This window comes from Metapseudomonas boanensis (assembly GCF_018704125.1).
GTDB classification, from domain to species: domain Bacteria; phylum Pseudomonadota; class Gammaproteobacteria; order Pseudomonadales; family Pseudomonadaceae; genus Metapseudomonas; species Metapseudomonas boanensis.
In genome coordinates, this window is the sequence record NZ_JAGTIS010000008.1 from 154757 (window position 1) to 180824 (window position 26068).

Below are 26068 nucleotides of genomic sequence, written 5' to 3' on the forward strand. Positions count from 1 at the left end.
AGCCATTCAACCCCATCGCAACCGACGAAACGGCCAAACATGCGTACCAGTCAGTACCTGCTCTCAACCCTCAAGGAAACCCCCTCCGACGCCGTGGTGATCAGCCACCAACTGCTGCTGCGGGCAGGCATGATCCGCAAGCTCGCCTCCGGCCTGTATACCTGGCTGCCGATGGGCCTGCGTGTGCTGCGCAAGGTCGAAACCGTGGTCCGCGAGGAGATGAATGCCGCAGGCGCGCTGGAAGTGCTGATGCCAGCTGTGCAGCCTGCTGAGCTCTGGCAGGAGTCCGGCCGTTGGGAGCAATACGGTCCCGAGCTGCTGCGCCTGCATGACCGCCATGACCGCGAATTCTGCGTCGGTCCGACCCACGAAGAAGTGATCACGGACCTGGCGCGCAATGAGCTGAACAGCTACAAGCAGCTGCCGATCAACTTCTATCAGATCCAGACCAAGTTCCGCGACGAGATCCGTCCCCGCTTCGGCCTGATGCGCGGCCGCGAGTTCATCATGAAGGACGCCTACTCCTTCCACATGAATCAGGAGTCGCTGCAGGAAACCTATGACCGCATGCACCAGGCCTACTGCAATGTATTCAGCCGTCTGGGCCTGGACTTCCGCCCCGTACTTGCCGATACAGGCTCCATCGGCGGCACTGGCTCCCACGAGTTCCACGTGCTGGCCGACTCGGGCGAAGACGACATCGCCTTCAGCGACAGCTCCGACTACGCCGCCAACATCGAGAAGGCCGAGGCACTGCCCCGCGAGAAGGAGCGCGCTGCTCCCAGCGAAGACCTCCGTCTGATCGACACCCCGGACACCAAGACCATCGCCGACCTGGTGGAAAAGTTCGGCCTGCCGATTGAGAAGACCATCAAGACCCTCGTCGTGCATGGCGCGGAAGAAGGCACTCTGGTCGCCCTGATTGTCCGCGGCGACCACGAACTGAACGAAATCAAAGCCGCCAACCTGGCCCAGGTAGCCAGCCCGCTGGTATTCGCCAGCGAGGCCGAACTGCGCCAGGCAATCGGCGCTGGCGCTGGCTCGCTGGGCCCGCTCAACCTGCCGCTGCCCTGCATCGTCGACCGCTCCGTGGCCCTAATGAGCGACTTCGCCATCGGCGCCAATATCGATGACAAGCACTACTTCGGCGTCAACTGGGATCGCGACCTGCCGTTGCCGGAAGTGGCTGACCTGCGCAACGTCGTAGCCGGCGACCCTAGCCCGGACGGCAAAGGCACTCTGGTGATCAAGCGCGGCATCGAAGTCGGGCACATCTTCCAGCTGGGCACCAAGTACAGCGAAGCCATGAAGCTCGACGTACTGAGCGAGCAAGGCAAACCGGTCACCCTGATCATGGGTTGCTACGGCATTGGCGTGTCGCGCGTCGTCGCTGCCGCAATCGAGCAGAACTACGACGATCGCGGCATCCTCTGGCCGGACGCCCTGGCGCCCTTCCAGGTCGCTCTGGTCCCGCTGAAGTACGAGACTCCCGCGGTCAAGGAAGCTACCGACAAGCTCTACGCTGATCTGCGCGCCGCAGGCATCGAAGTACTGCTCGATGACCGTGACAAGAAGACCAGCCCCGGCGTCAAATTTGCCGACATGGAGTTGATCGGCATTCCCCACCGCGTCGTGGTAAGCGAACGCGGCCTGGCCGAAGGCACCCTGGAATACAAGAACCGCCGCGAATCAGATAGCCAGGCTATCCCGGTCGCAGAGGCTCTTTCCTTCATTACCGCCCGCGCAAACCGCTGATCGATAAAATGCCCATGCGTAGTTCCCATCGCCTTGCCGGCGCCGCCTTGTGCGGCGCCCTCTTCGTCAGCGGTTGCGCAAATCACTTGCCGCAGCGTAGCGAACACGAAGAGCGCGTCGAGCGTAAATTGCTCAATCACAGCTTGCAGATCGATGCAGGCGAACCCCAGGTGCTGGAACTGCCACAACGGCGCATTCGGATCATTGAGCAGAAGACCTTCGAAGTCACCGAGTTCGAGGTAAGCCGTCACTACGACCGCTACACCCCTTACCAGCCCTGGCGCGAGCTCTACGAGGTACCACTTGGTGCGGTAGCGGTGGTGGCGGGTATCGGCGCCAACGCGCTCAACGTCATCCTGCTCGGCAGCCTGCCGGATACGGCCACCAAGGACTGGATCAGCTACGGTTTTGCCGGCCTCAACCCGGCGATGAACGTCGAGTCCAACGGCCGCTCGGAGCAGAACCTGGCCAGCCTCGACGAGAAGCAGCTGGATAAGCGGATGGAATACTCCAGCCTCCCCTGGGCGGAGCGGCCAGTGCTGGTCAAGGCGGGCGCGCAAACCCACGAACTGCTCACTGATCGCAATGGCATACTGCGCCTCAACCTGCTCGACGGCCCGTTCGCTGAACAGGACATCAGCCGCATCGGCAAGCTTCAGCTGAACGTCGAGGATCCACTGGACAATGCACGCGCCGATGCCACGCTCATGGTCAGCCACAGCCTGCGCGGCAAGTTAGGTGAAGCCCACTCGCTGATCTTTGAAGACCTCGAAGATGATGAAGTGCCGCAGTGGGTGCACAGGGTCAAGCGCCTGTCCGAGCTGGGCATGGAGGAAGAGGCCAGTGAGCTTGAACAGAGCTTGATCGAATTGACCCGTAATGACCCGGAACTGCAGCAGGAATTTCTCCAGTCCTTGATGAAGGATGCTGGACGAATCGCTGCTGACCCGGGCGAATCGGACTGAACAGCACCTCACCGAGCTGCGACGACAGGAACAGCATCCCGCCCATGGATTCGTGCGCCCTCAACGGCGCACGATGAAACCGGTAATCCCCTGCAAAGGCTGCTGCTGGAGCTCCACAGCACTGACATCGGCCCCCGCGGGCCCTTGCTCCAGCCAATTGGCCAACTCCCGCACGGCCAACTCTTCGCCCTCTATCAGCACCTCCACCCGCCCGTCAGCCAGGTTGCGCACCCAGCCATCCAGCTCCAGGCGATCCGCCTGCTCCTGCGCCGATTGCCGGTAGTAAACCCCCTGGACCTTGCCGCTTACGTAGCCATGCAGACAGATTCTTGCCATTTTCCTATCCCCCTTTGCGTAGAGCTTCGAGCTTTGCGGTCAAGCCAACAGCACTCTGCTCCCCCAGAAGCCGCTCACGCACCTTTCCTTGAGCATCGATGATGTAAGTAACAGGTAAGGCTTCACTGCGTGGCAGCTCAAAACGCTTGGCGGGGTCCGCGGCGAGGACTGTGAAGCTGATGCCCATTCTCTCGGCTGCCTGGTTTAGCTCATCGCCTTGCAAGCCATCGAAGTTCACTCCCAGCACTTTCACACCATTGTCACGCTGCGCTGCGGCAAACGCATTCAGTTCGGGGATTTCCGTGCGACATGGAGCACACCACTCGGCCCAGTAATTGATGACGAGCCACTGGCCTTCAAGACGCTCAGCCGCTACCTTTTGACCATGCTGATCGACACCGACATCGTCCGAGCAACCGGCCAGGAACAGGCTGGCGCAGGTCAGCACGAAAGCCCCAATTGCAACCCGGAGTCGCGATCCCATGCTTTTTATCCTCGTGCACAAGGGGTTGATATGACGCTGGATGCCTTGCGCCTCCAAGTACCCGACGTCCTGAAAGAGAGCGAGGTCCCGCTCGCAAACCTTGCCGGTTTACTCGAGGAGGCCCGCCGACATCCTCAGGATAGTGCCCTACAGCAGATCCTATGCCTTCTGTTCGATCTCAATCGCAGTCACCTGACCTTACTTGAAAGGCAACGGGTGCTGCAAAGCCTCAACGAAGAGTTCCGCTTCTATGCGGCTACACACCTGAACGGAAAGCCGCCGCCCCTCTTCGTCAAGCTCTGCGACGAAATGGCGTGCGGGTTCAAGCGCCTGCTACTGCAAATCCTGCAGGGCCATCAGCCTTCACGCCCCCACCTGGCGTGGTGCCTCTATATGGCACAAAGCTTTCTAGCCCAGTCAGCACTTCGAAATTACGAACTCTATCAGGAGCCTCCACCCGCTCTGTGGCGTGACAGCCACCTGCTGTACTGGATCGGCGACCACCAGAAGTGCCTGGATGAGCCAGTCGCTGCAGCCTTTCGACCGACACCGGCCAATACCCTGCGCGGCTTGTACCAGCAAACGTTGCTGCTGGCCTTGAGCAACCCCTTTCATCTGGACGAGGGTGCATGCACGACGCTGTTCGGCGCCTTGGCGCCTCTGGCAGGGCTGGCGCGGCTGATGCCCTGGGATGCCGATGATGAAAACGGCGGCCCCACGGTCGACCTCACTGAGTCGCAACCCTGTCTTCCGTTCGACCAACAGCCAGACGGCGCAAGGACCTACCTCCGAAGACTGGAGTTGGGGGCTTTACTCGTCGCTCTTCACGAACACGCACCTCTGCGTTCAGATACGGAACAGCAGCTACTGGAGAAAGTCCGGCCAAACTGGCTGGGCCAGCAACAACGCCGGCACCCCCGTATCGAGCACACGGGGGCCGGTTCATTGGCCGTCGGCCTCCACGCCATCCACGCCGATCTGCTATCCAAACACCCGGTGCGTTGCACAGTAAACCTGATTGATGCCAGCCCTGGTGGGGCACGACTGCTCTGCAACTCCGATCAAGGTGGCCAGTTGAAAGTTGGGCAGTTGGTCCTGCTGCACAACCAGGGCTCACCGACACTCGCGCTGGTTCGTTGGCACTACCACAATGCCGAAGGTTTGCATCTGGGCCTGCGCTACCTGAAAGGGTTGGCTCGCCCCGTCTGGTTGCGCCGGGCGCCGAACGCGCAGACGCACCCTGGCATACTCCAGAGTACGCCAGAGCCTGGCGCAGGCTGGCACCACGGCCTGTGGCTGCCGCACAAGCAGTTCGTCGAAGGGGAAAACCTCTGGCTACAGCTGGCCAGCGTGCATAACCAGGCGATTCTGGCCCTCCCAGTAACCAACCTGGCTACCTCAATGGTTGCGCGCTATCCCTTGCAAATGGCCTGAACGAGCAAACTGCGAGCCGGGCCACGCCTGAGGAGGGCCGAGCGCACAGTTCCCACTTGGTCGTGCTGCTTATAATCCGGCCAACTCAGTACGCTCGTACCGCCTGCAACCTGGACTAACCATGTCAAAAAACCAGGACACACTCATCGCGCCGATCTGCGACAGCATCATCACGAGTGCCCGCGCCTCACTTACGACCTACGACGGTCGAGTGACAGAGTTCAACGTCGCGGCCTGGCTGCAAGCGCCTGGCCTGAGCAGTTTCCCCGTGTCGCTTCTGGTGCGTTACTCCGACGGCGGGGCTCAACGGGAAGTGTTCGTCGATCACGGTAAATTGAACGCAAAGGGCAAGATCCTGCTGGCCGGCATCGCTCGCCTGCCCTTCAAGAAGAAGATCGAAGCGATGAAGATCCACTTGCGATCGGCCGTGCCGATCAAAGGTCTACTGGTAGATGAGTTGTTCGTGCAGGCGGTCGAGACCGTCGAAACCAGGGCCGATCGACTCCAAGCCTGACTACTTCGTCATGCTTGAGTGAACAAGCCATCACTCAGCCTGCGCTTTCAACCACTGAGCCAGGCTGCCTCCGAACAATGCGCGGTGCTCCTCCTGCAGCATCTCCAGGGCGTTACGCAGTGGCGGATACCAGTCCTCGTCCAGATGCGCCGGCAACTGCCCCAGTCTGGGCAAGGGCCAGGGGCAGTGGCTCAGCAACTGATGCAGGCTGTAGTTGCCAAGATCCCTGCACAGTACCCAAGTGCCACCACTGACACGGCACACCAGATTCTGCGCTTCAAGCAGCTCGAGCATCTCCAGCCACTCGTCCTCCGGCAAATGCCAGCCGGCACGCTGCACATCCAGATGCCGCACTGGCAATCCGCGAAGCTGGCGATCATGGAATACCCGGAGAATGCCCAGCAAAACCAGCAAAGGCGGCAACGCTCTGCGGCGCCAATGCCAAGGTGTGGACAGGTTGCACACCAGTTCAGCGCCGAACAATACGATGAGCCAGGACAGGTAGATCCACAACAGGAACAGAGGCACCGTGGCAAAGGCGCCATAGATCAACTGATAGCCAGGGAAAAAGCTGACATAAAGCCCGAACAACGCCTTGGCGGCTTCGAACAACAGGGCCGTGAAGGCGCCCCCGGTTAACGCATGGCCCAGCGGAACCCTCGCATTGGGCACCGCGGCATAGATCAGGGTGAAGGCCGCCACGCTGAACAGCAACGGCATGAAGCTCAGGAGTGTCTTGGCGCCGATCAGCGCATCCAAGCCGGAGAGCAGTGAAAGCGAAGTGATGTAGGTGCTCACCGCAAAGCCGGCACCAAGCAGCAAGGGGCCGAGGCTCAGGATCGCCCAGTAAAGCAGAAAGCTGGAGACACCACGCCGGGGCTGACGAACCCGCCAAATGGTATTGAAGGCCTTTTCGATGGTGACCAGCATCATGAACGCGGTCACTACCAACACAGCCACCCCAACCCAGGTCAGTTGCCGAGCCTGAACTGTAAAAGCCCGCAGATACTCCTGCAGCGCCTCGCCAGCGGACGGTACGAAGTTGCGGAAGATAAAACTCTGGATCTGCTCTCCCGTGCCTTGGAACGCCGGGATGGCCGACAGCATGGTGAAGGTCACCGTCATCATCGGCACCACCGCGAACAGGCTCGTGTAGGTCAGCGCAGCGGCACTGTTGGCTCCACGGTCGACAACGAATCGCTGAAGCAGAAAGCGCCAGAATTCCACGACATCGCTCAGGCGTTGGCGCATTCCATCTCCTTGATTGTTGACCGGCCGGCCCGCCTCAACAGACCGTTTCTGCCGCGCACGGTTCAGACCGGCGCCCCTACGCGGTTAGAATAGCCGCCTCTACCAAGCCCTTGCGACCCCGATATGACCGAACTCACGCTCTACCACAACCCTCGCTGCTCCAAGTCCCGCGGCGCCCTGGAGCTGCTTGAAGCACGCGGCCTGGCCCCCAAGGTGGTGCGTTACCTGGAGACCCCACCCAATGCAGCCGAACTGCGTGACCTGCTCGCCAAGCTGGGGCTCAGCGCCCGGCAGCTGCTACGCACCGGTGAGGACGAATACAAGGCCTTGCATCTGGATGCCGCCGATATCTCCGAGGACCAGCTGATCGCGGCCATGGTGGCGCATCCCAAGCTGATCGAGCGACCGATTCTGGTAGCTGGAAGCAAGGCTGTCGTTGGACGTCCGCCAGAAAAAGTGCTGGAGATCCTGCCTTGAGCACACCCTATATCCTTATCCTCTATTACAGCCGCCACGGCGCGACGGCAGAAATGGCCCGGCAGATTGCACGTGGTGTCGAGCTTGCAGGCCTGGAAGCTCGACTGCGCACCGTCCCGGCGGTATCCGCGGAATGCGAAGCGGTGGCGCCGGACATCCCTGCCGATGGGGCGCTCTACGCAACACTGGATGACTTGCGCCACTGTGCCGGACTGATCCTCGGCAGTCCGACACGCTTCGGCAACATGGCGGCACCGCTGAAATACTTCCTGGACAGCACCAGCAGCCTTTGGCTAACCGGCGAACTGGTCGGCAAGCCGGCAGCAGTATTCACCTCCACCGCCAGCCTGCACGGTGGCCAGGAAACCACCCAGATTTCCATGCTCCTGCCCCTGATGCACCACGGCATGCTGGTCACTGGCCTGCCCTACAGCGAGCCGGCACTGTTGGAAACCCGGGGCGGCGGCACCCCCTACGGCGCCAGCCACCATGCCGGCGCCGATGGCAAGCGACCATTGGACGAGCATGAAATCACGCTCTGCCGAGCCCTCGGCCAACGCCTGGCGCAGATAGCCCAACGCCTGGAGGCACCGCGTGGCTAGAAAACCCAAGCAACTCCCAGAACTGACCTGGCTGGCCCCCCGTCTGGCAGTCAGCCGTGCCGTCAGCCTGCTGAGCTTCCTGGCACTGGCTGTATTGCTCGCAGTCTGGACGATGGCTTTCGCAGACCTGCATGGTGCCCGTCCATGGGTGATCCTCGCCATCGAACTGGTGCCGCTTGCCCTGCTCACCCCCGGGATGGTCATGGGCAATGCCCGCGTCCACGCCTGGGCATGCTTCGTAGTGAACCTCTACTTCATCCAGGGCGTACTTGCAGCCATCGACCCTGCAAGGGCTGTCTTCGGCTGGCTGGAAGCAGGGCTAAGCCTGGCGCTGTTCTGCTCAGCGCTGCTCTACACACGCTGGCGCTTCCAGTACAACCGCAAGCTAGCAGGGGAATGATGTAAAGGCCGACTGAGCCGCACGATGGAGCCGAGCGTCGACAGCATCATCTGCTGTCGACGCCCTACCAGCCCAGGATTTCCTTCAGAAATGGAATGGTCAACTTGCGCTGAGCCTGCAGGGAGGCCTGATCAAGGATGTCGAGAAGGTCGAACAGGCTGCTCATGCTGCGCGCTCCACGAGTCAGGATGAAGCGACCTACCTCGTCCGTCAGATGCAAGCCACGCCGTGATGCCCGCAACTGCAAGGCACGCAGCTTGTCCTCGTCGGACAACGGCTGCAGCTGGAAAATCAGCGAAAGGGTCAGGCGCGACTTTAGATCCGGCAACTTCACCGGCAAGCCGCGAGGCGCTGTATTGGCGGCCAAGAGCAACTTGCGCCCCGCATCGCGCAGACGATTGAAGAGATGGAACATCCCCTCTTCCCACTCGCGGCGCCCCGCCAATGCGTCCAGATCGTCCAGGCAGACCAGCTCGCACTGTTCGAGATTGTCGAAGATTTCCGGGCCGTATTCCACGAGGTCAGCCAACGGCAGGTAGATCGCCTGCTCACCTCGCTGTGCGAAGCGCAAGCAGGCCGCCTGCAGCAGGTGGCTGCGTCCGACGCCCTCTCCACCCCACAGGTAGATCAGGCTTTCGGTCCAGCCAGCATCCGCTTCGCAGAGACGCTCGACATAGCCGAGGGCCGCAGCATTCGCGCCGGGATAGAAGTTTGCGAAGGTGGCGTCATCACGCAGACGCACACTCAGGGGAAGCTGGATCGGTATCATGCCGTACTGCTGGGATCGTCGGGGCCGCTGACCGGCTTTCCGTAAAGATCCGAAAGTTTATATAAATCATGCGCATGGCGCAGCAAGACCATGACAATTGCTGCAACAGGAAGCGCCAGGAGCACGCCGGTGAAGCCAAAAAGCTGTCCTCCAGCCAGGATTGCAAAGATGACCGCCACCGGATGCAAGCCAATCCTGTCACCCACCAGCATCGGTGTCAGCCACATGCCTTCGAGCAATTGGCCCACCGTGAACACCGCCGCCACACCGATCAGCGGATAGAGTTCGAAGCCACCGAACTGGAACAAAGCTGCCACTACCGCCGCACCAAAGCCAACGACGAAGCCCATGTAGGGAACGATGCTGGCCAGCCCGGCCAACAGCCCGATCAGCAAGCCCAGGTCGAGGCCAACCAGCATCAGACCCACGGCATAGATCAGCCCCAGCGCCAGCATTACCAGCAACTGGCCTCGCAGGAACGCACCCAGTACCTCATGGCATTCGCCTACCAGGGCGACGACAAAACCCTCCCGCTGGCGGGGCAGCAGTCCACGCAGCCTGGCCACCATCAGGTCCCAATCACGCAGCAGATAAAACCCCACGACGGGAATCAGCAGCAGGTTACCGAACCAGGCAAGCAGTGCCAGGCCAGATGCGGTCACCTGGGTCAGCAACGCACTGGCAATATCCGTGGTCTGTCCCAAATGGCTGGTGATAACCGTCTTGAGCTTGTCGAGCTGCCAGAAACCCTGTGGCAGTCCCAGCTTCACCTGGACCCAGGGTAAAGCGCTGTGCTGCAGCCAATCGAGCATCTGCGGCGCCAATTCATACAGGCGCAGCAATTGGCGCCCGAACATCGGCAACGCCACCAGCAGCAAGGCCAGGAGGATGACACCAAAAAGCCCGAAGACGAGGATTACACCCCAAGCACGCGACAAGCCCCAGCGTTCCAGCCTGTCCACCAGCGGATCACCCAGGTAGGCCAACAACATCCCTACCAGGAACGGGGACAACACCGAGTGAAGCTGATAAACCAGCCACCCCAGCAGCAAAAGGCTGCCGAGCCAAAGCCAGCGACGTGAATCGGTCATTTCAGGTTCTCATCCTTGCGTAGCGAAATTTCCGCCCCCACACCCATATGTACTGCGCACCACTGGCCAGCGTAACCGCCGCTACCAGCCAGATCAGCGGAGATATCGCCGGGCCGATAGCTGTTACAAGGCTCACCCCCAGCAATACCACGAGCACCAGGACCATCTGCAACAGGGTGCTCAACTTCCCTAGCCAACTAGGTGTGAACTGCGTTGGTCCCACCAGCATGCGGAACAGTCCGGCACCCAGCAGGATCAGCAAATCACGCAGGCAAACCAACAACGCCAACCAGGAAGGCAGGAGCTGGGCAATCGCCAGACAGATGACGCTGGTGACCAGCAACAGTTTGTCAGCCAGGGGATCGAAGAGTTTGCCGAGGCGACTGGTCCAGCCGAATTGCCTGGCGAGGAATCCATCCAGGGCATCCGACAGGCTGGCAATCACGAACAGCGACAAGGCCTGGGAATAACGTTCAGACAGCAACAACCCGGCAATGGGAAGTACCAATGCCAGGCGGAGCAGCGTGAGCAGATTGGGCAGTTGGTGCATGGCATCCCCGTCCCAGACAGGTTTGCAGTGTACGCCCTCTACCAGTGGAAACGCAGCAGGTTGCTGCGGGGCACCAACTGGGGAGCCGGCGAGCCAGCCTGCCCAGCAGGTTGGACTGCACCTGCCGGAGTTTCACCGACAGGTAACTCGCGCAAACCGATCAGGGCCAACTGGGCGCGCAGTTGTTCGGCACTGGCGTTGACCCGGAACGCCAGACGGTCACCCTCGACCGACACCAGACGAGCACCAAATGGCTCCAGCATTCGCGACAACTCGGCATAGCGAGCGAGATTGGCGCCCTGGACCTCCAACTCAATCTCCTCCCCCGCGCCTGGCGCAGCCACGAAACGGGGGGCAAGACGCTCACTCACTGCCAGCAGCACGGCATCCGCCAACGCTGCGTTGTCAGCGGCCTCGACGGTTCCCTGCTCACGACTGTCGCCGAGCCACAAGCGCCATTGCGCCTGCCATTTCCCATCCGCCTCGGCAGCATCCACTGCCAGCAAAGCATCGGCGGCATAGCGTTCGGAAGCCTGGGTCAGCGCGCCGGGCTGGGCAGACGTCAGCTGTTCGGGCGTTGCCAACAACTGCTCATCCAGATCAGCAAGCGGCAGACGAAGCGGCAAACCACGATTCTGCGCTGCCTGATACAGCGAGGCCGCTGCATCCTGCCCGTCACCTACCAGACTGGCGCCTTCATTGCCGCGGTTCAGCCACCAGGCAAGGATCGAAGGGCGATTCGCACCCCACATCGGGATACCGGCCTGGCGCAGGGTGCGCTCGGTGGTCACAGGATCGAAATCCACCACCAGCATCTGCCCTTCGTAGCCGTACTGACTGATCAGTTCCTGCGGGTCCTTACGCACAGTTTCCAGAGCAGGATTCTGTGCGGCCTTGCGATCGCCGGTCAGACGCAGGAGCAGGGTTTCCAGGGCACGGTTCAGCGCCTGAGTGCGCTCTTCAGGCTGTTGCGAAGCGACCGGCTCACGAACCTGGTAAAGGTCGCTGACCGGCTCGGCGTGGACAGCCAAGCCGAACAGCGACAGACAGAGCAAGAGCAACGGGGCAATCAGGCGCATGGTGAGTTCTCTGATTAGGCGGGACACGGCACAGGCCGCAACTTGAGAGCTATACCTTAAACAGCCGTCCTTCGATGGGCAACGGCGCGGCCTTTTCCCGGGCAAAGGCGCAGCTTTTTTCAAGCTTTTCACCATGCCCGACCGCTGCCGATGGCCGCTACCGGGCAACCCTGATAAAATCGCGCGCCTTCGCAAACCGGCAGCCAGACTTGCCGGTCGATCCTCGAATTTCCCCTATAGGCCTGGATTTATGAGCAAGCAACCCTCCCTGAGCTACAAGGACGCCGGTGTAGACATCGACGCTGGTGAAGCCCTGGTCGAACGCATCAAAGGCGTGGCCAAGCGCACCGCACGCCCGGAAGTGATGGGCGGCCTGGGCGGCTTCGGCGCCCTCTGCGAAATCCCGGCCGGCTACAAGCAGCCCGTGCTGGTTTCCGGTACCGACGGTGTTGGCACCAAGCTGCGCCTGGCGCTGAACCTGAACAAACACGACAGCATCGGCCAGGACCTGGTGGCCATGTGCGTCAATGACCTGGTGGTGTGCGGTGCCGAGCCGCTGTTCTTCCTCGACTACTATGCCACCGGCAAGCTCAACGTCGACGTCGCCGCAACCGTCGTTACCGGCATCGGTGCCGGTTGCGAACTGGCCGGCTGCTCCCTGGTGGGCGGCGAGACTGCCGAGATGCCCGGTATGTACGAGGGCGAAGACTATGACCTGGCCGGCTTCTGCGTCGGCGTGGTCGAGAAGGCCGAGATCATCGACGGCTCCAAAGTCCGCACCGGCGACACCCTGATTGCCCTGCCCTCCTCCGGCCCGCACTCCAACGGCTACTCGCTGATCCGCAAGATCATCGAGGTCAGCGGTGCCGACATCGAGCAGGTCCAGCTCGATGGCAAGCCCCTGACCGACCTGCTGATGGCGCCGACTCGCATTTACGTCAAGCCGCTGCTAAAGCTGATCAAGGAAACGGGTGCGGTGAAGGCCATGGCCCACATCACCGGTGGCGGCCTGATCGAGAACATCCCGCGGGTGCTGCCGGAAGGCGCCCAGGCCGTCCTGGACGTCGCCAGCTGGACGCGCCCGGCGGTCTTCGACTGGCTGCAACAGCAAGGCAACGTCGATGAAGTGGAAATGCACCGCGTGCTGAACTGCGGCGTGGGCATGGTCATCTGCGTGGCACCGGAACAAGCGGAAGCGGCCATGAAGGCTCTGCGTGAAGCGGGCGAGCAACCCTGGATCATCGGCGGAATCGCCGCCGCTGCCGAAGGCGCCCAACGTGTCGTTCTGAACAACCTGAAAAGCCACTGATGGCCGCACGCTGTGATGTGGTGGTGCTGATCTCCGGCTCCGGCAGCAATCTGCAGGCGCTGATCGACAGCACCACCGGCTGCGACCATCCGGCACGCATCTGCGCGGTTGTTTCCAACCGCGCCGACGCCTTTGGCCTTGAGCGCGCCAGACGCGCAGGCATCGAGACCCGCGTACTCGACCACAAGGCCTATGCCGACCGCGAAGCGTTCGACGCGGCACTGATCGAAGTAATTGACGCATTTTCGCCGCACCTGGTGGTGCTAGCGGGCTTCATGCGCATCCTCACTCCAGGCTTCGTTCGCCACTATCAGGGCCGGCTGCTGAACATTCATCCCTCTCTGCTGCCCAAGTACAAGGGTTTGCACACCCACCAGCGCGCACTGGAAGCCGGCGATACGGAACACGGCTGCAGCGTGCACTTCGTCACCGAGGAACTCGATGGCGGGCCTCTGGTGGTGCAAGCCGTAATCCCGGTACAGTCGGACGACACACCGGAAAGCCTGGCCCAGCGTGTCCACGTGCAGGAGCACCGCATCTATCCGCTGGCCATGCGCTGGTTTGCCGAAGACAGGCTCCGCCTGACCCCGACAGGTGCCGAACTGGATGGACAAGAGCTGCCTGCCAGCGGGCAGCAACTGCGTAACTAGGAGATTCGCCAATGCGCCGTGCCTTGCTGTTGATCCTCGCCCTCTTCACCTTGCCTGCCATGGCCGCCGAGTTGAAGCCATTCACGGCCAGCTACACCGCCGACTGGAAACAGCTGCCGATCAGCGGAAACGCTGGACGCAGCCTGAAGAGTCTCGGCGATGGTCGCTGGGAACTGGATTTCGAAGCCGCCATGCTGGTCGCCAGCCTGAGCGAAGTCAGCACCTTCCGCGTCGAGAACAACGCTTTCCTGCCGCTGACCTACCGCTTCAACCGCAGCGGCCTGGGCAAGAGCAAGCAAGTCGAGTTCGACTTCGACTGGACCCAGAAGCAGATCATCGGCAGCGATCGGGGTGCTCAGGTACGCCTGCCACTCAACCGTGGCCTGCAAGACAAGTCCACCTACCAACTGGTACTGCAACATGACGTTGCCGACGGCAAGAAGAGCATGAGCTACCAGGTGATCGATGGCGACGAGATCGAAACCTACGACTTCCGCGTCCTGGGCGAAGAGCGCGTCCACACCGAAGCTGGTGTAGTCGATGCGATCAAGGTGGAACGTGTTCGCGACCCCACTCAGAGCAGCCGCAAAACCGTGCTCTGGTTCGCCAAGGATTGGGACTTCCTGCTGGTCCGCCTGCATCAGGTGGAAAAGGACGGCAAGGAATACCAGATCATGCTCAAGGAAGGCACGGTCAACGGGCGGCAGGTGAAAGGCCTGACCGAGTAATCCACATCATGAAGAAACCGGGCCCAGCGCCCGGTTTTTTTTGCCTGCTCAACGGCGCCCGAACGACCAAACATTGGACCAGGCCCCGCTATGCTGAAGAGTGCCAATACTAGGAAGGTGAACAGCCCGTTCGGCCGGCACCTGCATGAAGAGCGCAGGCTGCCATCATGCCGCTGAGGAATCAGTCATGACCGAGGAATACCTGCCGCTATCCTGCGATCTCTACGATTACATCGAGATCGCCTGCCTGCACCGCTATCAGCTGCACATCGAGCTGGCCGGTGGTGGGCGCCTGGATGCCCGCGCAGTGACGACCCTGACGACACCCGACAAGGAAGAGTTCCTGATCGTGCAGAACGAAGGCGGCCAGGAACATTTGCGCCTAGACCAGATCATCGCCATTACACCGCTCACCGAAGGCGCCAGCTTCGGCCGGGTGCTGCTGGGCAACCAGATTTGCTGAAGCTATAGCCCTGCAGGAGCGATTTCGTTGGCGCAGCCCCACATACTCCGTAGGAGCCAGCTTGCCGGCGAAGGGTGCACGGCGCTTCGCGAGCAAGCTCGCTCCTACAAGACACCCAGCTACGCTGCGCCGGGAATCAAATCGACGGGACAATAAAAAGCCGGGCAATGCCCGGCGCTCTAGTCTCAACGTGTCTCACCACATCAGGTCGTCAGGCACCTTGTAGGCGGCGTACGGATCATCGGCATCCGGCTCTTCCACCTGAGTATTGAGCAGCACCACCCGGCGCGGGTCGCGCTCCTGGATGCGCAGCGCTGCATCACGCGGGATGATCTCGTAGCCGCCACCGTGCCGCACGATGGCCAGGGATCCACGACTAAGCTTGTCGCGCATCATGTCGTTCACCGCGATTCGCTTGACCTTCTTTTCGTCGACGAAGTTGTAATAGTCGTCGGTGGTCATTTTTGGCAGACGCGAGCTTTCGATCAGCTGCTTGACCTGCGCAGCTCTGGCCTTCTGGTCAGCCTTCTCCTGCTGCTGGCGATTCAGCTCCTGATCGCGGGCAGCCTTCTCGGCCTGTGCCTGAAGAGCTGCCTGACGCAAGGATTCGTCTTTCTCAACCTGGTTCTTCTTCTCCAGGCGCTGTTGCTTCTGCTGCTGCTTGCTGGCCTGCTTGACCTGCTTTTCATTGACCAGGCCGGCTTTCAGCAACTGGTCGCGAAGGGAAAGGCTCATAACGGGATTCAGTCTCTCGAGTTAGCAGCCAAGGGCCGGTTTTTCCTGCTTCTTGGCTTCGCCCCACAGGGCATCCAGTTCTTCCAAGTTGCAATCTTCAATGGGACGACCTGCTTCGCGCAATGCCTGTTCGATAAAACGGAAACGTCGATCGAACTTTGCATTGGCATTGCGCAGTGCAGTCTCTGGGTCCACCTTCAGGTGACGGGCCAGATTAACCACCACGAACAGCAGGTCGCCAACCTCATCGGCAATGGCCTGGCTGTCATTGTCGGCCATGGCCTCCAGCACTTCATCCAGCTCTTCGCGCAGCTTGTCGATCACTGGAAGGGCTTCCGGCCAGTCGAAGCCCACCTGCGCTGCGCGTTTCTGCAACTTCGCGGCCCGACTGAGGGCCGGTAACGCCGCTGGCACATCGTCGAGCAGGGACAGCTGCTCGGGCGCTTCAGCCTTCTCGGCGCGCTCCTCAGCCTTGATCTCCTCCCAGCGCTGCTTGATTGCAGCCTCCTCCAGGCGTGCCATGTCCGGTGCGCCGTAGAGGTCGCCATCGGGAAACACATGGGGGTGGCGACGAACCAGCTTGCGGGTGATGGCATCGACCACGCCAGCAAACTCGAAACGCCCGTCTTCCTTTGCCAACTGGCTGTAATAGACCACCTGGAACAGCAGGTCGCCGAGTTCCCCGGGCAAGTGCTCGAAGTCGCCCCGCTCGATGGCATCGGCCACCTCATAGGCTTCCTCGATCGTGTGCGGGACGATGCTCGCGTAGTCCTGCTTCAGGTCCCACGGGCAGCCGTACTGCGGATCACGCAGCCGGGCCATCAGGTGCAGCAGGTCTTTGAGTTGGTACATAACGATGTCCTGTGCCTGTATCCATGTAGGTCGGTGCAGAGCACCAACCTACGACGTCGCGCCGCGGTTCCTGCGGGCCTCGATGATATTCGGCAGCTGAGCGATGCGTGCCAGCAAGCGCCCGAGCGAGTCCAGCCCCGGGATCTCGATGGTGAGCAGCATGGCAGCGGTGTTGTCCTCCTTGTTGGAACGGGTATTCACCGCCAGCACGTTGATGCGCTCGTTGAGCAGCACCTGGGACACGTCGCGCAGCAGGCCAGAACGATCATATGCGCGGATGATGATATCCACCGGATACGTCTGTTCCGGCGCTGGGCCCCAGCTGACCTGGATCATCCGCTCGGGTTCGCGCGAAGCCAGTTGCAGTGCCGAAGCGCAATCCTGGCGGTGGATGCTGACGCCACGACCGAGGGTGATGTAACCGACGATCGGGTCGCCCGGAAGCGGCTGGCAGCAGCCTGCCATCTGCGTAAGCAGGTTGCCGACACCCTGGATCTGCACATCGCCGCGCTTGCCCGGCTTGTGATGGTGGATGCGCCGCGGGATCAGCTCCAGTTGTTCGTTTGTGCCGCGCTCCGGCTCAACCAGTTGCTGCGCAGCATTGACCACGTGGGCCAGACGGAGGTCGCCAGCACCGAGCGCGGCATGCATGTCTTCGGCTGTGCGCAGGTTGCACTTCTCGGCCAGCTTCTCGAAGTCTACCGGCGGCAACGCCAGACGCGACAGCTCGCGCTCGAGCATGGCCTTGCCGGCGGCGACGTTCTGATCGCGGGCCTGCAGCTTGAACCAGTGGACGATTTTCGCCCGCGCCCGCGACGTGGTGATGTAACCCAGGTTGGGGTTGAGCCAGTCGCGGCTCGGCGCACCGTTCTTCCCGGTGATGATCTCCACCTGCTCGCCGGTCTGCAGGCTGTAGTTGAGCGGAACGATGCGGCCGTTGATCTTCGCGCCACGGCAGTTGTGGCCGATCTCGGTGTGCACGCGGTAGGCGAAATCCAGAGGCGTAGCGCCCTTGGGCAAGTCGATCGCGTGACCGTCAGGGGTAAAGACGTAGACACGGTCCGGCTCGATGTCGACCCGCAGCTGCTCGGCGAGGCCGCCGATATCGCCCAGCTCCTCGTGCCACTCCAGCACCTGGCGCAGCCAGGCGATCTTTTCTTCGTAGTGGTCGGAGCTGCTCTTGACGTCGGTACCCTTGTAGCGCCAGTGCGCACAAACGCCCAGTTCGGCCTCTTCGTGCATGGCGTGGGTGCGGATCTGTACCTCCAGCACCTTGCCGTCGGGGCCGATCACCGCTGTGTGCAGGGAGCGGTACCCGTTCTCCTTGGGGTTGGCGATGTAATCGTCGAATTCCTTGGGGATGTGGCGCCAGAGGGTGTGCACGATACCGAGGGCGGTGTAGCAATCACGCACCTCAGGCACCAGCACGCGCACGGCCCGCACGTCGTAGATCTGGCTGAACTGCAGGCCCTTGCGCTGCATCTTCCGCCAGATCGAATAGATGTGTTTGGCGCGACCACTGATATCGGCCTTGATGCCCGTAGCGGCCAGTTCTTCGCGCAACTGCTTCATCACATCGGCGATGTATTGCTCGCGATCCAGACGCCGTTCGTGCAGCAGCTTGGCAATCTGTTTGTACTGGTCAGGTTCCAGGTAACGGAAGGAGAGGTCTTCCAGCTCCCATTTGATATGGCCGATACCGAGACGATGGGCCAGAGGAGCGTAGATGTCGAACACCTCGCGGGCGACGCGATGACGCTTCTCTTCGTCGGCGTTCTTCACTTCACGGATGGCGCAAGTACGCTCGGCCAGCTTGATCAGTGCCACACGCACGTCATCGACCATGGCCACCAGCATCTTGCGCAGGTTTTCCACCTGCGCCTGAGTGCCCAGCACCATCGACTGGCGGGGGTTCATGCTCGCGCTGATGGCCGCCATGCGCAGCACGCCCTCGATGAGCTTGGCCACCACCGGGCCGAAGCGTTGCTGCACGGTTGCCAGGGGCACCTTGCCCTCGCGCACGCCGCGGTAGATCAAGGCTGCCACCAAGGACTCCTGGTCAAGCTTGAGGTCCGCCAGGATCTCGGCAATTTCCAGGCCCGTGTGGAAACTGGAAGTACCCTCGGCCCAGCGGTTCTGCGTGTCCTTGGCCTGAGACTGCAATTCGGCGTCGCGGGCGAACTCGCACGCCTCTTTGAGTAACGCGCGGTCGAGCACCGGGTCGAGACTCAGGACATGGTCCAGCCACGCCTCGAGGTTGATGCTGCCGTCCGTATTGACCGGCTGTTGCGCTCTCACCTGTACCATCTTGCCTACCTTCCCTACGACATGAACCGCTCACGTCGAATAGTCGCCAGCCTCTGTGGACCAGTCGGATTGCGCGAGCTTCCTAGCTCGCCTCGAATAACGCCATGGCCTCGACATGGGCCGTTTGCGGAAACATGTCGAGAATCCCGGCCTGTTTCAGCCGATAGCCCTGCTTGGCCAGCTCGGCGCTGTCACGCGCCAGGGTCGCTGGATTGCAGGAGACATAAACCACTCGCCGAGCCCCCGTGGAGGCAATCTGCCGGACAGCCTCGAGTGCACCATCCCTGGGCGGATCCAGCAATACCGCATCGAATCCCTGCGCCGCCCAGGCTGCGCCAACTAGCGGGTTCGACAGATCGGCCTGAAAAAAGTGCACGTTGCCCAGACCGTTGGCCAGAGCGTTGCCGCGGGCACGCTCCACCATCGCCTCGACGCCTTCGACTGCCACCACTTCGCCCACCTTGCGCGCCAGCGGCAGCGCAAAGTTGCCAAGCCCACAGAACAAGTCCAGCACGCGCTCACCGGGTTGCGGGTTCAACCAGTCTAGCGCTTGCGCAACCATAGCCTCGTTGACAGGCGCATTGACCTGCACGAAATCCCCAGGGCGATAATCCAGAATCAGATCCCAGCGCTCCAGGCGGTAACCCAGGCGCGCGTCGGGCTCGTCCGGTTGCGGCTCCCCTCCGCCCTGCAGCCAGAGTTGGGCCTGGTGCTCGGCACAGAATCCGCGCCATTGCGACAGGTCACCTTCAACCAACGGCAGGGTGTGACGCACGAGGACGGCCGATGCCGTTCCGTGGAACAATTCGACATGCCCGATGGCCTGCGGTCGTTCCAGTCCATGCAGCAACGCCGGAAGCCCGCGCATGATCGGCTGCAAGGGTTGTACCAGCACCATACAATCGGCGATTGCGACGATTGCCTGGCTGGAAGCCGCGCGGAATCCAACCTCCAGCTTGCGGGCCTTGGCATCCCAGCGCACGGCGATTCGGGCGCGGCGCCGATAACCGAATTCGGGCCCCACAAGTGGGTCAATCAAGGCCTCCGGTTCCAGGCCGGCAACGCGAGCCAACTGCTCGGTCAGGGTGCGCTGTTTAAGGGCAAGCTGCTCGACATGGGGCAAGTGTTGCAGGGTGCAACCGCCGCAATGCCCTGCGTGGGCACACGGTGCGATGCGGCGCAACGGACTGGCGGTGAGCACCTGTTCGGTACGCGCCTCCACCACTTGGCTGCGCGCAGCCAGCACTCGCGCTTCCACCTGCTCGCCAGGCAAGGCGCCCTCGACGAACCAGGTCTTCCCGTCGACGAAACCAATACCCCGACCGTCATGGGCTAGTCGCTCGATGGCAAGGCGTTGCTTCTTGCCCACCGGAGCTTGCGGGGCCCGGCTTCCACCGCTTGGCTGGAAGCGCAGGCTGGAATTACGCCGGGACATTGGGATCGTCGTAGACGCCAGTCGAAAGATAACGGTCGCCGCGGTCGCAGATAATCGCCACCATCACGGCATTCTCCACTTCGCGCGACAGGCGCAGCATGGCGGCCACTGCCCCACCCGAGGAAACGCCACAGAAGATGCCTTCCTGACGAGCCAGTTGGCGCATCGTGTCTTCCGCTTCGCTCTGGGCCATGTCGATGACGCGGTCGACGCGATCGGACTGGTAGATCTTCGGCAGATATTCCTGCGGCCAGCGCCGGATACCAGGAATGGCCGAGCCTTCCTGCGGCTGTAGGCCGACGATCTGGATCTTCTCGTTCTGCTCCTTGAGGTAACGCGACACACCCATGATGGTGCCGGTGGTGCCCATGGAGCTAATGAAATGGGTGACCGTACCCTGGGTCTGCTGCCAGATTTCCGGGCCAGTGCCAACGTAATGGGCTTCCGGGTTATCACCGTTGGCGAACTGGTCGAGCACCTTGCCACGGCCGCCGCGCTGCAGGCTTTCGGCGAGGTCGCGAGCGCCTTCCATGCCCTCTTCGCGGCTGACCAGGATCAGCTCGGCACCGTAGGCGGTCATCGCAGCCTTGCGTTCGGCGCTCATGTTGTCGGGCATGATCAGCATCATCTTGTAGCCCTTGATCGCGGCCGCCATGGCAAGGGCAATGCCGGTGTTGCCGGAGGTCGCCTCGATCAGGGTGTCGCCCGGCTTGATGTCACCGCGCAGCTCGGCGCGAGTGATCATCGACAACGCAGGACGGTCCTTGACCGAACCAGCCGGGTTGTTGCCTTCGAGCTTGACCAGCAGAGTGTTGCTGGTATCGCCCCCCAGGCGCTGCAAACGCACCAGCGGGGTGTGGCCGACGCAGTCGGCGATAGTGGGGTACTGCAGGGTCATGGCAGGTTCGCAGTCCAGACTCGGGAAGGATGCCTATGATAACGGCAAACCGCCCAACTCCATATCGCACGTAGGTTGCAGATTATGGCCGCAGGTCAGCTGGGCGACGCCAATCCTCTCCAGGGCCGCCCCAGCTCAACCCAATTGCCCCGCCCACTCCGGCCCGAGGACCATCCGCACTGAAAAACTGGCATAACTGCCTGGAGATTCCCTCCCGACGAATCGCTACACTGCGCACATAGCGCATGGGGAGGATGGGCGTGTTCAAGGATCTAGGCATCAAGGGCCGCGTGCTCTTGCTCACGCTGTTACCCACCAGCCTGTTGGCATTGGTGCTGGGCGGTTACTTCACTTGGGTGCAACAGGCCGATTTCCAGGCCCAGTTGTTGCAGCGTGGCCAGATAATCGCCGAACACCTGGCCCCGCTTGCCGCGCCTGCCTTGAAGCGTGGCGACGCCCAGTTACTGGAGCACATCGCCGACCATGCCCTCGACCAGCCGGACGTACGCGCCGTCAGTTTCATCAGTATCAATCACAAGCGTCTCGCCCACGCCGGCCCACGCATGCTCAACGAGGCCCCCGCAGGCGAAAGCGACAGCCTGGCCCTGAGCAGCAACACTGATGCGACGCGTTTTCTACAGCCTGTTTTCGAGGAGCAGCGCGTCGATGCGGGCGACACGCTGCACACGCGAGACGGCAAGCTGCTCGGCTGGGTCGAACTGGAGATGTCACACCAGGGCACTCTCCTGCGTGGATATCGGAGCCTGCTTGCCAGCCTGCTCCTGATCGGGACCGGACTCGGCGTGACCGCACTGCTGGCCCTGCGCCTGAGCCGGACGATCAACGAGCCGCTGCGACGCATCAAGCACGGCGTTGCCCTGCTCAAGGAAGGTCGGCTGGAAACCCGCCTACCACCGCTTGGCAGTCATGAGCTGGACGAGCTGGCCTCAGGCATCAACCGTATGGCCGAAGCGCTGCAAACGGCACAGGAAGAGCTCCAGCACAACATCGACCAGGCAACCGAAGACGTGCGGCAGAACCTTGAAACCATCGAGATCCAGAACATCGAACTGGACCTTGCACGCAAGGAGGCCCTGGAGGCCAGCCGCATCAAGTCCGAGTTCCTCGCCAACATGAGCCACGAGATCCGCACCCCGCTCAACGGCATCCTCGGTTTCACCAATCTGCTGAAGAAAAGCGACCTCACCACGCGCCAGCAGGACTACCTGGGCACCATCGAGAAATCCGCCGAAAGCCTGCTGGGGATCATCAACGAAGTACTGGACTTCTCGAAGATCGAGGCCGGCAAGCTGATGCTCGAAAGCCTGCCCTTCAATCTTCGCGACCTGATCCAGGACACCTTGACCATCCTCGCCCCGGCGGCGCACGAAAAGCACCTTGAGCTTGTGAGCCTGGTCTACCGTGATACACCACTAAACCTGGTGGGCGACCCGCTGCGCCTGAAGCAGGTGCTGACCAACCTGGTGAGCAACGCGATCAAGTTCACCCGGGAAGGCACCATCGCCGTTCGCGCCATGCTCGATGACGACAGCGAGACCGATCTGGCCCAACTGCGCATCAGCGTGCAGGACACCGGAATCGGCCTCTCCGACGCTGACCTGCGTGCACTGTTCCAGGCCTTCAGCCAGGCGGATAACTCCCTTACCCGACAAGCGGGCGGCACCGGCCTGGGCCTAGTGATTTCCAAGCGTCTGGTGGAGCAGATGGGCGGTGAAATAGGCGTAAGCAGTACGCCGGGGGTTGGCTCGGAGTTCTGGATCACCCTCAGCCTACCCAAAGCGCCCACCGACAGCGACGACCTGCCATTGGCGCTGCTCAGCAGACGTCGGGTTGCCGTGCTGGAAGCCTTGGAGCTGACTCGCCAATCCCTGTGCCACCAACTGGAAGACCTCGGCCTGGACGTAGTCGAGTTCCCCAGCATCGAGGCGCTGGTGGAAGGAGTTGCCAGCCTCCGCCAGGGCAAACAGGCCATCGGGCTCGCGGTCATCGGCGCAGATGCAGAATCGCTCGCCCCCGAGCCACTCAGCCAACGTATCTGGGAACTCGAGCAACTCGGCTGCAAGAGCCTGGTGCTCTGCCCCACAACCGAGCAGGGGCTCTATCACCGGGCACTGCCGGAGGCGCATAGTCAGCTGCAAGCCAAACCGGCCTGTACCCGCAAGCTCCAGCAGGCCCTGACGGGGCTGGTTGCGCCTCGCCAGCTACGCAAGGAAGACCGGCCTGTGAGCATCAATCACCGCCCTCGCCTGCTCTGCGTCGACGACAACCCAGCCAATCTGCTGCTGGTGCAGACCCTGCTCAGTGACATGGGCGCCGACGTGCGCGCTGTGGACAACGGCGTCTCCGCCGTGGAAGCCGTGCAGCGCGAGCGCTTCGATCTGGTCCTGATGGACGTGCAGATGCCGGGGATGGATGGCATCCAGGCCACCGCAACGATCCGCCGCTGGGAAAACGAGCAACGAATGGATCCGGTCCCCATCATTGCGCTGACGGCCCATGCGCTGGCCAATGAAAAGCGCGCCCTGCTGCAAAGTGGCATGGATGACTACTTGACCAAACCCATTGGCGAGCGCCAATTGATCCAGGTGATCCTGAAGTGGAGCGGCCTCTCCCTGGGTGAGCCGCCCAGCCCCCACTCGAACGGCGAACTGCTCGCGAACGGCGACCTGAAGGTGCTGGATGCCGAAGAAGGCCTGCGCTTGGCCGCCGGCAAGGCCGACCTGGCCGCCGATATGCTGGCCATGCTGCTCGCCTCTCTCGATGCCGACCGCGAAGCGATCCAGCAGGCGCAGGTCAACGGCGACCGCAACACCTTGCTGGAGCGCGTCCATCGCCTCCACGGCGCCACGCGCTACTGCGGCGTTCCACAGTTGCGGGCTGCCTGCCAGCGCAGCGAAACCCTGCTCAAGCAGAACGACCCTGCGTCACGACAGGCTCTGGAGGAACTCGACGCCGCCATCGTCCGCCTCGCACAGACCGCCAGGGTCAGTGCCTGACCCCGATCAATTCCAGCGATCCGCGGCCGGCTAGACTGCTGAACAAACAAGGAGAGACCATGCGCACCATCGTCTTCAGCAGCCAGGCGTACGACCGCGACAGCTTCCTCGGCGCCAACCCGACCTTCGATCTCCACTTCCAGCAAGTGCGCCTTACCCTCGACACTTCGGCCTTGGCCAGCGGTTTCGACGTGGTCTGCGCATTCATCAACGACGACCTTTCCGCACCGGTGCTGGAGCGACTCGCCGCCGGCGGCACACGCCTGATCGCCCTTCGCTCGGCCGGCTACAACCACGTCGACCTGGTCACCGCCAAGCGGCTGGGCCTGACTGTGGCACGCGTGCCAGCCTACTCGCCGCACGCCGTAGCTGAACACGCCGTAGCGCTGATCCTCGCACTGAACCGGCGCCTGCACCGCGCCTACAACCGTACCCGCGAGGGGGATTTCAGCCTCCACGGCCTGACCGGTTTCGACCTGGTGGGTAAGACCGTCGGCGTGGTCGGCACTGGGAAGATCGGCGCCACCTTCGCCCGCATCATGGCAGGTTTCGGCTGCGGTCTGCTGGCTTACGACCCCAACCGCAACCCCAGCGTAGAAGCGCTCGGCGGGCTTTATGTCGAGCTGCCGGAGCTGCTGACCAACAGCGACATCATCAGCCTGCACTGCCCGTTGAACGACGCCACCCGGCACCTGATCAACGCCGAGAGCCTGGGACGGATGAAACCCGGCACCATGCTGATCAACACCGGCCGCGGAGCCCTGGTGGATACTCCGGCGCTGATCGAAGCGCTCAAGTGCGGGCAGCTCGGGTACCTCGGCCTGGACGTGTATGAAGAGGAAGCCAACCTGTTCTTCGAGGACCGCTCCGACCTGCCCCTGCAGGACGACGTGCTGGCCCGCTTGCTGACCTTCCCCAATGTCATCATCACGGCCCACCAGGCGTTCCTCACCCGCGAGGCTCTTGCCGCCATCGCCCGCACTACCCTCGACAACATCACTGCCTGGGCCGCCGGGCGGTCCTGCAACCAGGTGGAAGCCTAGGCCGTGGTAGGATGCGCGGCGTTTCTGGAGGACCTATGGCCGAACACGATTTCCGTTACACCCTGCTCAACCCCGCCCACACCCTCAACGAGTGCCGCGCCCTGTCGCCTGGCCTCTACCAGGTAACCGGCACCGGTGGCTCGATCCAGAACGGCGATGCCCTGCTCGTGACCCTCAAGGGCAGTCGCGATCTGAGCATGCGTCTGGTGGTCGAAAAGGTACGCCACCTGATCAACCCGCCCGGCCAGTGGCTGGCGGTGGCCAAGGGCCCCGTTTTCAAGGAGCTTGCCATCCACAATTGGCACGTGGACTGCGACAGCTGCGGCACCCGCCTGGACTTCGAGTTCGCCGTCGATGGCGGCCTTGGCAAGTCAGCGCAGTCCCCGGCGGCAGAAGCCCGCATCGCCGAATTGGGCTGGCGCAGCCGTGCCGGCAAGCATTACTGCCCAAAATGCCGTCAGGAGGACGCCCCATGAATCACCACATGCTGCTACTGGCCGGGTTGGCCGCGGGCCTGACCGGCTGCGCTTCCGATGCGTTGCAGCTGCAGACTGACCGCACTTACCAAGTGGAATGGATCGGCGAGCGCCCACTCATCGACCGCAGCCACCTGACCGTCACCCTCGGCGAAGACGGTCGCGCCTATGGCACCGCCGGCTGCAATCACTGGTTCGCCTCCTACAAACTGGAAGGCGACCAGCTCAGCTTCGGCGCCGCCGGCAGTACTCGCAAGATGTGTGCCCCGTCGCTGATGGAACAGGAGCAACGCTTCCTCAAGGCCCTGACCAAGGTCCAGCGCTGGGACTTCTCCCCGATCGACCAACTGCGCCTGTGGCCCACCGAAGGCAAGCCGATTCGGCTGTGGCCGGCAGAGGGTTGATCGTCAGTCTCCCCCAGAGCCGCTTCGCGGCCCTTTGCGAATGA

27 protein-coding genes are annotated in these 26068 nt (G+C 62.2%); 15 read left to right on the plus strand and 12 right to left on the minus strand.

All coding sequences use genetic code 11. The annotated features are described in order from the left end of the window. Positions 1 to 39 precede the first annotated feature (39 nt). Both J7302_RS15945 and J7302_RS15950 read left to right on the plus strand, forming a co-directional pair. Positions 40 to 1755, plus strand: a complete 1716-nt coding sequence (locus J7302_RS15945; protein ID WP_215376765.1) for a proline--tRNA ligase — start codon at positions 40 to 42, stop codon at positions 1753 to 1755. 8 nt (positions 1756 to 1763) lie between these two features. Further along, positions 1764 to 2720, plus strand: a complete 957-nt coding sequence (locus J7302_RS15950; protein ID WP_215376768.1) for a hypothetical protein — start codon at positions 1764 to 1766, stop codon at positions 2718 to 2720. A 60-nt stretch (positions 2721 to 2780) separates the two neighbouring features. Here the strand turns inward: J7302_RS15950 and J7302_RS15955 are convergent, their stop codons facing one another. Both J7302_RS15955 and J7302_RS15960 read right to left on the minus strand, forming a co-directional pair. Further along, positions 2781 to 3056: an acylphosphatase gene (locus tag J7302_RS15955; RefSeq protein ID WP_215376771.1), complete on the minus strand. Its 276-nt coding sequence runs from the start codon at positions 3054 to 3056 to the stop codon at positions 2781 to 2783. A gap of 4 nt (positions 3057 to 3060) precedes the next feature. Continuing rightward, positions 3061 to 3540, minus strand: coding sequence for a TlpA disulfide reductase family protein (locus tag J7302_RS15960; RefSeq protein ID WP_215376774.1), 480 nt, complete (start codon positions 3538 to 3540; stop codon positions 3061 to 3063). Positions 3541 to 3570: 30 nt separating this feature from the next. Between J7302_RS15960 and J7302_RS15965 the strand changes: the two genes are divergently transcribed. Both J7302_RS15965 and J7302_RS15970 read left to right on the plus strand, forming a co-directional pair. After that, complete coding sequence (locus tag J7302_RS15965; protein ID WP_215376777.1) at positions 3571 to 4974, plus strand: PilZ domain-containing protein; 1404 nt, start codon at positions 3571 to 3573, stop codon at positions 4972 to 4974. A 121-nt stretch (positions 4975 to 5095) separates the two neighbouring features. Further along, positions 5096 to 5488, plus strand: coding sequence for a hypothetical protein (locus J7302_RS15970; protein WP_215376780.1), 393 nt, complete (start codon positions 5096 to 5098; stop codon positions 5486 to 5488). A 30-nt stretch (positions 5489 to 5518) separates the two neighbouring features. Here the strand turns inward: J7302_RS15970 and J7302_RS15975 are convergent, their stop codons facing one another. Continuing rightward, entirely contained in the window at positions 5519 to 6739 is a 1221-nt protein-coding gene (locus tag J7302_RS15975; protein WP_215376783.1) for a YihY family inner membrane protein, read from the minus strand. A 123-nt stretch (positions 6740 to 6862) separates the two neighbouring features. Between J7302_RS15975 and arsC the strand changes: the two genes are divergently transcribed. The 3 genes from arsC to J7302_RS15990 are packed head-to-tail and all read left to right on the plus strand — an operon-like array spanning position 6863 to position 8218. Then, complete coding sequence (gene arsC, locus J7302_RS15980; protein WP_215376787.1) at positions 6863 to 7216, plus strand: arsenate reductase (glutaredoxin); 354 nt, start codon at positions 6863 to 6865, stop codon at positions 7214 to 7216. Then, positions 7213 to 7818 carry an NAD(P)H:quinone oxidoreductase gene (gene wrbA, locus J7302_RS15985; RefSeq protein WP_215376791.1) on the plus strand — a complete coding sequence of 202 codons (606 nt, stop codon included), beginning with the start codon at positions 7213 to 7215 and terminating at the stop codon, positions 7816 to 7818. The genes arsC and wrbA overlap by 4 nt, the downstream gene beginning before the upstream one ends. Beyond that, complete coding sequence (locus J7302_RS15990) at positions 7811 to 8218, plus strand: DUF2069 domain-containing protein (protein WP_215376794.1); 408 nt, start codon at positions 7811 to 7813, stop codon at positions 8216 to 8218. Before wrbA ends, J7302_RS15990 begins: the two co-directional genes overlap by 8 nt. 64 nt (positions 8219 to 8282) lie before the next feature. On the opposite strand, the gene hda is transcribed toward J7302_RS15990, so the two are convergent. The 4 genes from hda to J7302_RS16010 are packed head-to-tail and all read right to left on the minus strand — an operon-like array spanning position 8283 to position 11707. Then, a complete protein-coding gene (gene hda, locus J7302_RS15995) occupies positions 8283 to 8987 on the minus strand; it encodes a DnaA regulatory inactivator Hda (protein WP_215376797.1) in 705 nt (234 codons plus the stop codon). After that, positions 8984 to 10078 carry an AI-2E family transporter gene (locus J7302_RS16000; RefSeq protein WP_215376800.1) on the minus strand — a complete coding sequence of 365 codons (1095 nt, stop codon included), beginning with the start codon at positions 10076 to 10078 and terminating at the stop codon, positions 8984 to 8986. The genes hda and J7302_RS16000 overlap by 4 nt, the downstream gene beginning before the upstream one ends. 1 nt (position 10079) lies before the next feature. Beyond that, the gene (locus J7302_RS16005; RefSeq protein ID WP_215376803.1) at positions 10080 to 10628 is read right to left on the minus strand and encodes a CDP-alcohol phosphatidyltransferase family protein; all 549 of its coding nucleotides are present in this window, start codon (positions 10626 to 10628) and stop codon (positions 10080 to 10082) included. A 38-nt stretch (positions 10629 to 10666) separates the two neighbouring features. Beyond that, entirely contained in the window at positions 10667 to 11707 is a 1041-nt protein-coding gene (locus tag J7302_RS16010; protein ID WP_215376806.1) for a DUF2066 domain-containing protein, read from the minus strand. Between the two features lie 250 nt (positions 11708 to 11957). Between J7302_RS16010 and purM the strand changes: the two genes are divergently transcribed. The 4 genes from purM (at position 11958) to J7302_RS16030 (ending at position 14857) form a co-directional block, all read left to right on the plus strand. Beyond that, positions 11958 to 13016 carry a phosphoribosylformylglycinamidine cyclo-ligase gene (gene purM / locus J7302_RS16015; RefSeq protein WP_215376809.1) on the plus strand — a complete coding sequence of 353 codons (1059 nt, stop codon included), beginning with the start codon at positions 11958 to 11960 and terminating at the stop codon, positions 13014 to 13016. Beyond that, positions 13016 to 13666 carry a phosphoribosylglycinamide formyltransferase gene (gene purN / locus J7302_RS16020; RefSeq protein WP_215376814.1) on the plus strand — a complete coding sequence of 217 codons (651 nt, stop codon included), beginning with the start codon at positions 13016 to 13018 and terminating at the stop codon, positions 13664 to 13666. Before purM ends, purN begins: the two co-directional genes overlap by 1 nt. An 11-nt stretch (positions 13667 to 13677) precedes the next feature. Continuing rightward, a complete protein-coding gene (locus J7302_RS16025) occupies positions 13678 to 14394 on the plus strand; it encodes a DUF3108 domain-containing protein (protein ID WP_215376817.1) in 717 nt (238 codons plus the stop codon). Positions 14395 to 14581: 187 nt separating this feature from the next. Further along, positions 14582 to 14857 carry a Rho-binding antiterminator gene (locus J7302_RS16030; protein ID WP_215376820.1) on the plus strand — a complete coding sequence of 92 codons (276 nt, stop codon included), beginning with the start codon at positions 14582 to 14584 and terminating at the stop codon, positions 14855 to 14857. Between the two features lie 195 nt (positions 14858 to 15052). Here J7302_RS16030 and J7302_RS16035 read toward each other — a convergent pair whose 3' ends face one another. From J7302_RS16035 to cysM, 5 genes are all read right to left on the minus strand, one after another. Next, positions 15053 to 15592, minus strand: coding sequence for a DUF2058 domain-containing protein (locus J7302_RS16035; protein WP_215376823.1), 540 nt, complete (start codon positions 15590 to 15592; stop codon positions 15053 to 15055). A gap of 21 nt (positions 15593 to 15613) precedes the next feature. Continuing rightward, positions 15614 to 16444, minus strand: coding sequence for a nucleoside triphosphate pyrophosphohydrolase (gene mazG / locus J7302_RS16040; protein WP_215376826.1), 831 nt, complete (start codon positions 16442 to 16444; stop codon positions 15614 to 15616). Between the two features lie 48 nt (positions 16445 to 16492). After that, positions 16493 to 18751 carry a GTP diphosphokinase gene (gene relA, locus J7302_RS16045; RefSeq protein WP_215376829.1) on the minus strand — a complete coding sequence of 753 codons (2259 nt, stop codon included), beginning with the start codon at positions 18749 to 18751 and terminating at the stop codon, positions 16493 to 16495. An 82-nt stretch (positions 18752 to 18833) separates the two neighbouring features. Further along, positions 18834 to 20186: a 23S rRNA (uracil(1939)-C(5))-methyltransferase RlmD gene (gene rlmD / locus J7302_RS16050; protein ID WP_215376832.1), complete on the minus strand. Its 1353-nt coding sequence runs from the start codon at positions 20184 to 20186 to the stop codon at positions 18834 to 18836. Then, entirely contained in the window at positions 20173 to 21084 is a 912-nt protein-coding gene (cysM, locus tag J7302_RS16055; protein ID WP_215376836.1) for a cysteine synthase CysM, read from the minus strand. Before cysM ends, rlmD begins: the two co-directional genes overlap by 14 nt. 260 nt (positions 21085 to 21344) lie before the next feature. Here cysM and J7302_RS16060 point away from each other — a divergent pair, with 260 nt between their 5' ends. Genes J7302_RS16060 through J7302_RS16075 form a run of 4 tightly spaced genes read left to right on the plus strand, consistent with a single transcriptional unit; the run spans position 21345 to position 26024 of the window. Further along, the gene (locus tag J7302_RS16060) at positions 21345 to 24101 is read left to right on the plus strand and encodes a response regulator (protein WP_215376839.1); all 2757 of its coding nucleotides are present in this window, start codon (positions 21345 to 21347) and stop codon (positions 24099 to 24101) included. A gap of 59 nt (positions 24102 to 24160) precedes the next feature. Further along, positions 24161 to 25144, plus strand: a complete 984-nt coding sequence (locus J7302_RS16065; RefSeq protein ID WP_215376843.1) for a 2-hydroxyacid dehydrogenase — start codon at positions 24161 to 24163, stop codon at positions 25142 to 25144. Positions 25145 to 25179: 35 nt separating this feature from the next. Continuing rightward, positions 25180 to 25620, plus strand: coding sequence for a hypothetical protein (locus J7302_RS16070; RefSeq protein ID WP_215376848.1), 441 nt, complete (start codon positions 25180 to 25182; stop codon positions 25618 to 25620). Beyond that, positions 25617 to 26024 (plus strand): META domain-containing protein, encoded by a 408-nt coding sequence (locus J7302_RS16075; protein ID WP_215376851.1) that lies wholly within the window; start codon positions 25617 to 25619, stop codon positions 26022 to 26024. The genes J7302_RS16070 and J7302_RS16075 overlap by 4 nt, the downstream gene beginning before the upstream one ends. Positions 26025 to 26068 lie beyond the last annotated feature (44 nt).

What these genes read in the sequence shown, in the direction of transcription:
- arsC (WP_215376787.1), top strand. Translation starts at nt 6,863, where the DNA reads ATGACCGAACTCACGCTCTACCACAACCCTCGCTGCTCCAAGTCCCGC.
- J7302_RS15975 (WP_215376783.1), bottom strand. Translation starts at nt 6,739, where the DNA reads ATGCGCCAACGCCTGAGCGATGTCGTGGAATTCTGGCGCTTTCTGCTT.
- J7302_RS15960 (WP_215376774.1), bottom strand. Translation starts at nt 3,540, where the DNA reads ATGGGATCGCGACTCCGGGTTGCAATTGGGGCTTTCGTGCTGACCTGC.
- hda (WP_215376797.1), bottom strand. Translation starts at nt 8,987, where the DNA reads ATGATACCGATCCAGCTTCCCCTGAGTGTGCGTCTGCGTGATGACGCC.
- J7302_RS16070 (WP_215376848.1), top strand. Translation starts at nt 25,180, where the DNA reads ATGGCCGAACACGATTTCCGTTACACCCTGCTCAACCCCGCCCACACC.
- J7302_RS15965 (WP_215376777.1), top strand. Translation starts at nt 3,571, where the DNA reads ATGACGCTGGATGCCTTGCGCCTCCAAGTACCCGACGTCCTGAAAGAG.
- J7302_RS15950 (WP_215376768.1), top strand. Translation starts at nt 1,764, where the DNA reads ATGCCCATGCGTAGTTCCCATCGCCTTGCCGGCGCCGCCTTGTGCGGC.
- J7302_RS15955 (WP_215376771.1), bottom strand. Translation starts at nt 3,056, where the DNA reads ATGGCAAGAATCTGTCTGCATGGCTACGTAAGCGGCAAGGTCCAGGGG.
- J7302_RS16025 (WP_215376817.1), top strand. Translation starts at nt 13,678, where the DNA reads ATGCGCCGTGCCTTGCTGTTGATCCTCGCCCTCTTCACCTTGCCTGCC.
- J7302_RS16030 (WP_215376820.1), top strand. Translation starts at nt 14,582, where the DNA reads ATGACCGAGGAATACCTGCCGCTATCCTGCGATCTCTACGATTACATC.
- J7302_RS16000 (WP_215376800.1), bottom strand. Translation starts at nt 10,078, where the DNA reads ATGACCGATTCACGTCGCTGGCTTTGGCTCGGCAGCCTTTTGCTGCTG.
- J7302_RS15970 (WP_215376780.1), top strand. Translation starts at nt 5,096, where the DNA reads ATGTCAAAAAACCAGGACACACTCATCGCGCCGATCTGCGACAGCATC.
- J7302_RS16005 (WP_215376803.1), bottom strand. Translation starts at nt 10,628, where the DNA reads ATGCACCAACTGCCCAATCTGCTCACGCTGCTCCGCCTGGCATTGGTA.
- J7302_RS16035 (WP_215376823.1), bottom strand. Translation starts at nt 15,592, where the DNA reads ATGAGCCTTTCCCTTCGCGACCAGTTGCTGAAAGCCGGCCTGGTCAAT.
- J7302_RS16065 (WP_215376843.1), top strand. Translation starts at nt 24,161, where the DNA reads ATGCGCACCATCGTCTTCAGCAGCCAGGCGTACGACCGCGACAGCTTC.
- J7302_RS16075 (WP_215376851.1), top strand. Translation starts at nt 25,617, where the DNA reads ATGAATCACCACATGCTGCTACTGGCCGGGTTGGCCGCGGGCCTGACC.
- purN (WP_215376814.1), top strand. Translation starts at nt 13,016, where the DNA reads ATGGCCGCACGCTGTGATGTGGTGGTGCTGATCTCCGGCTCCGGCAGC.
- purM (WP_215376809.1), top strand. Translation starts at nt 11,958, where the DNA reads ATGAGCAAGCAACCCTCCCTGAGCTACAAGGACGCCGGTGTAGACATC.
- rlmD (WP_215376832.1), bottom strand. Translation starts at nt 20,186, where the DNA reads ATGTCCCGGCGTAATTCCAGCCTGCGCTTCCAGCCAAGCGGTGGAAGC.
- J7302_RS15945 (WP_215376765.1), top strand. Translation starts at nt 40, where the DNA reads ATGCGTACCAGTCAGTACCTGCTCTCAACCCTCAAGGAAACCCCCTCC.
- cysM (WP_215376836.1), bottom strand. Translation starts at nt 21,084, where the DNA reads ATGACCCTGCAGTACCCCACTATCGCCGACTGCGTCGGCCACACCCCG.
- relA (WP_215376829.1), bottom strand. Translation starts at nt 18,751, where the DNA reads ATGGTACAGGTGAGAGCGCAACAGCCGGTCAATACGGACGGCAGCATC.
- J7302_RS16010 (WP_215376806.1), bottom strand. Translation starts at nt 11,707, where the DNA reads ATGCGCCTGATTGCCCCGTTGCTCTTGCTCTGTCTGTCGCTGTTCGGC.
- mazG (WP_215376826.1), bottom strand. Translation starts at nt 16,444, where the DNA reads ATGTACCAACTCAAAGACCTGCTGCACCTGATGGCCCGGCTGCGTGAT.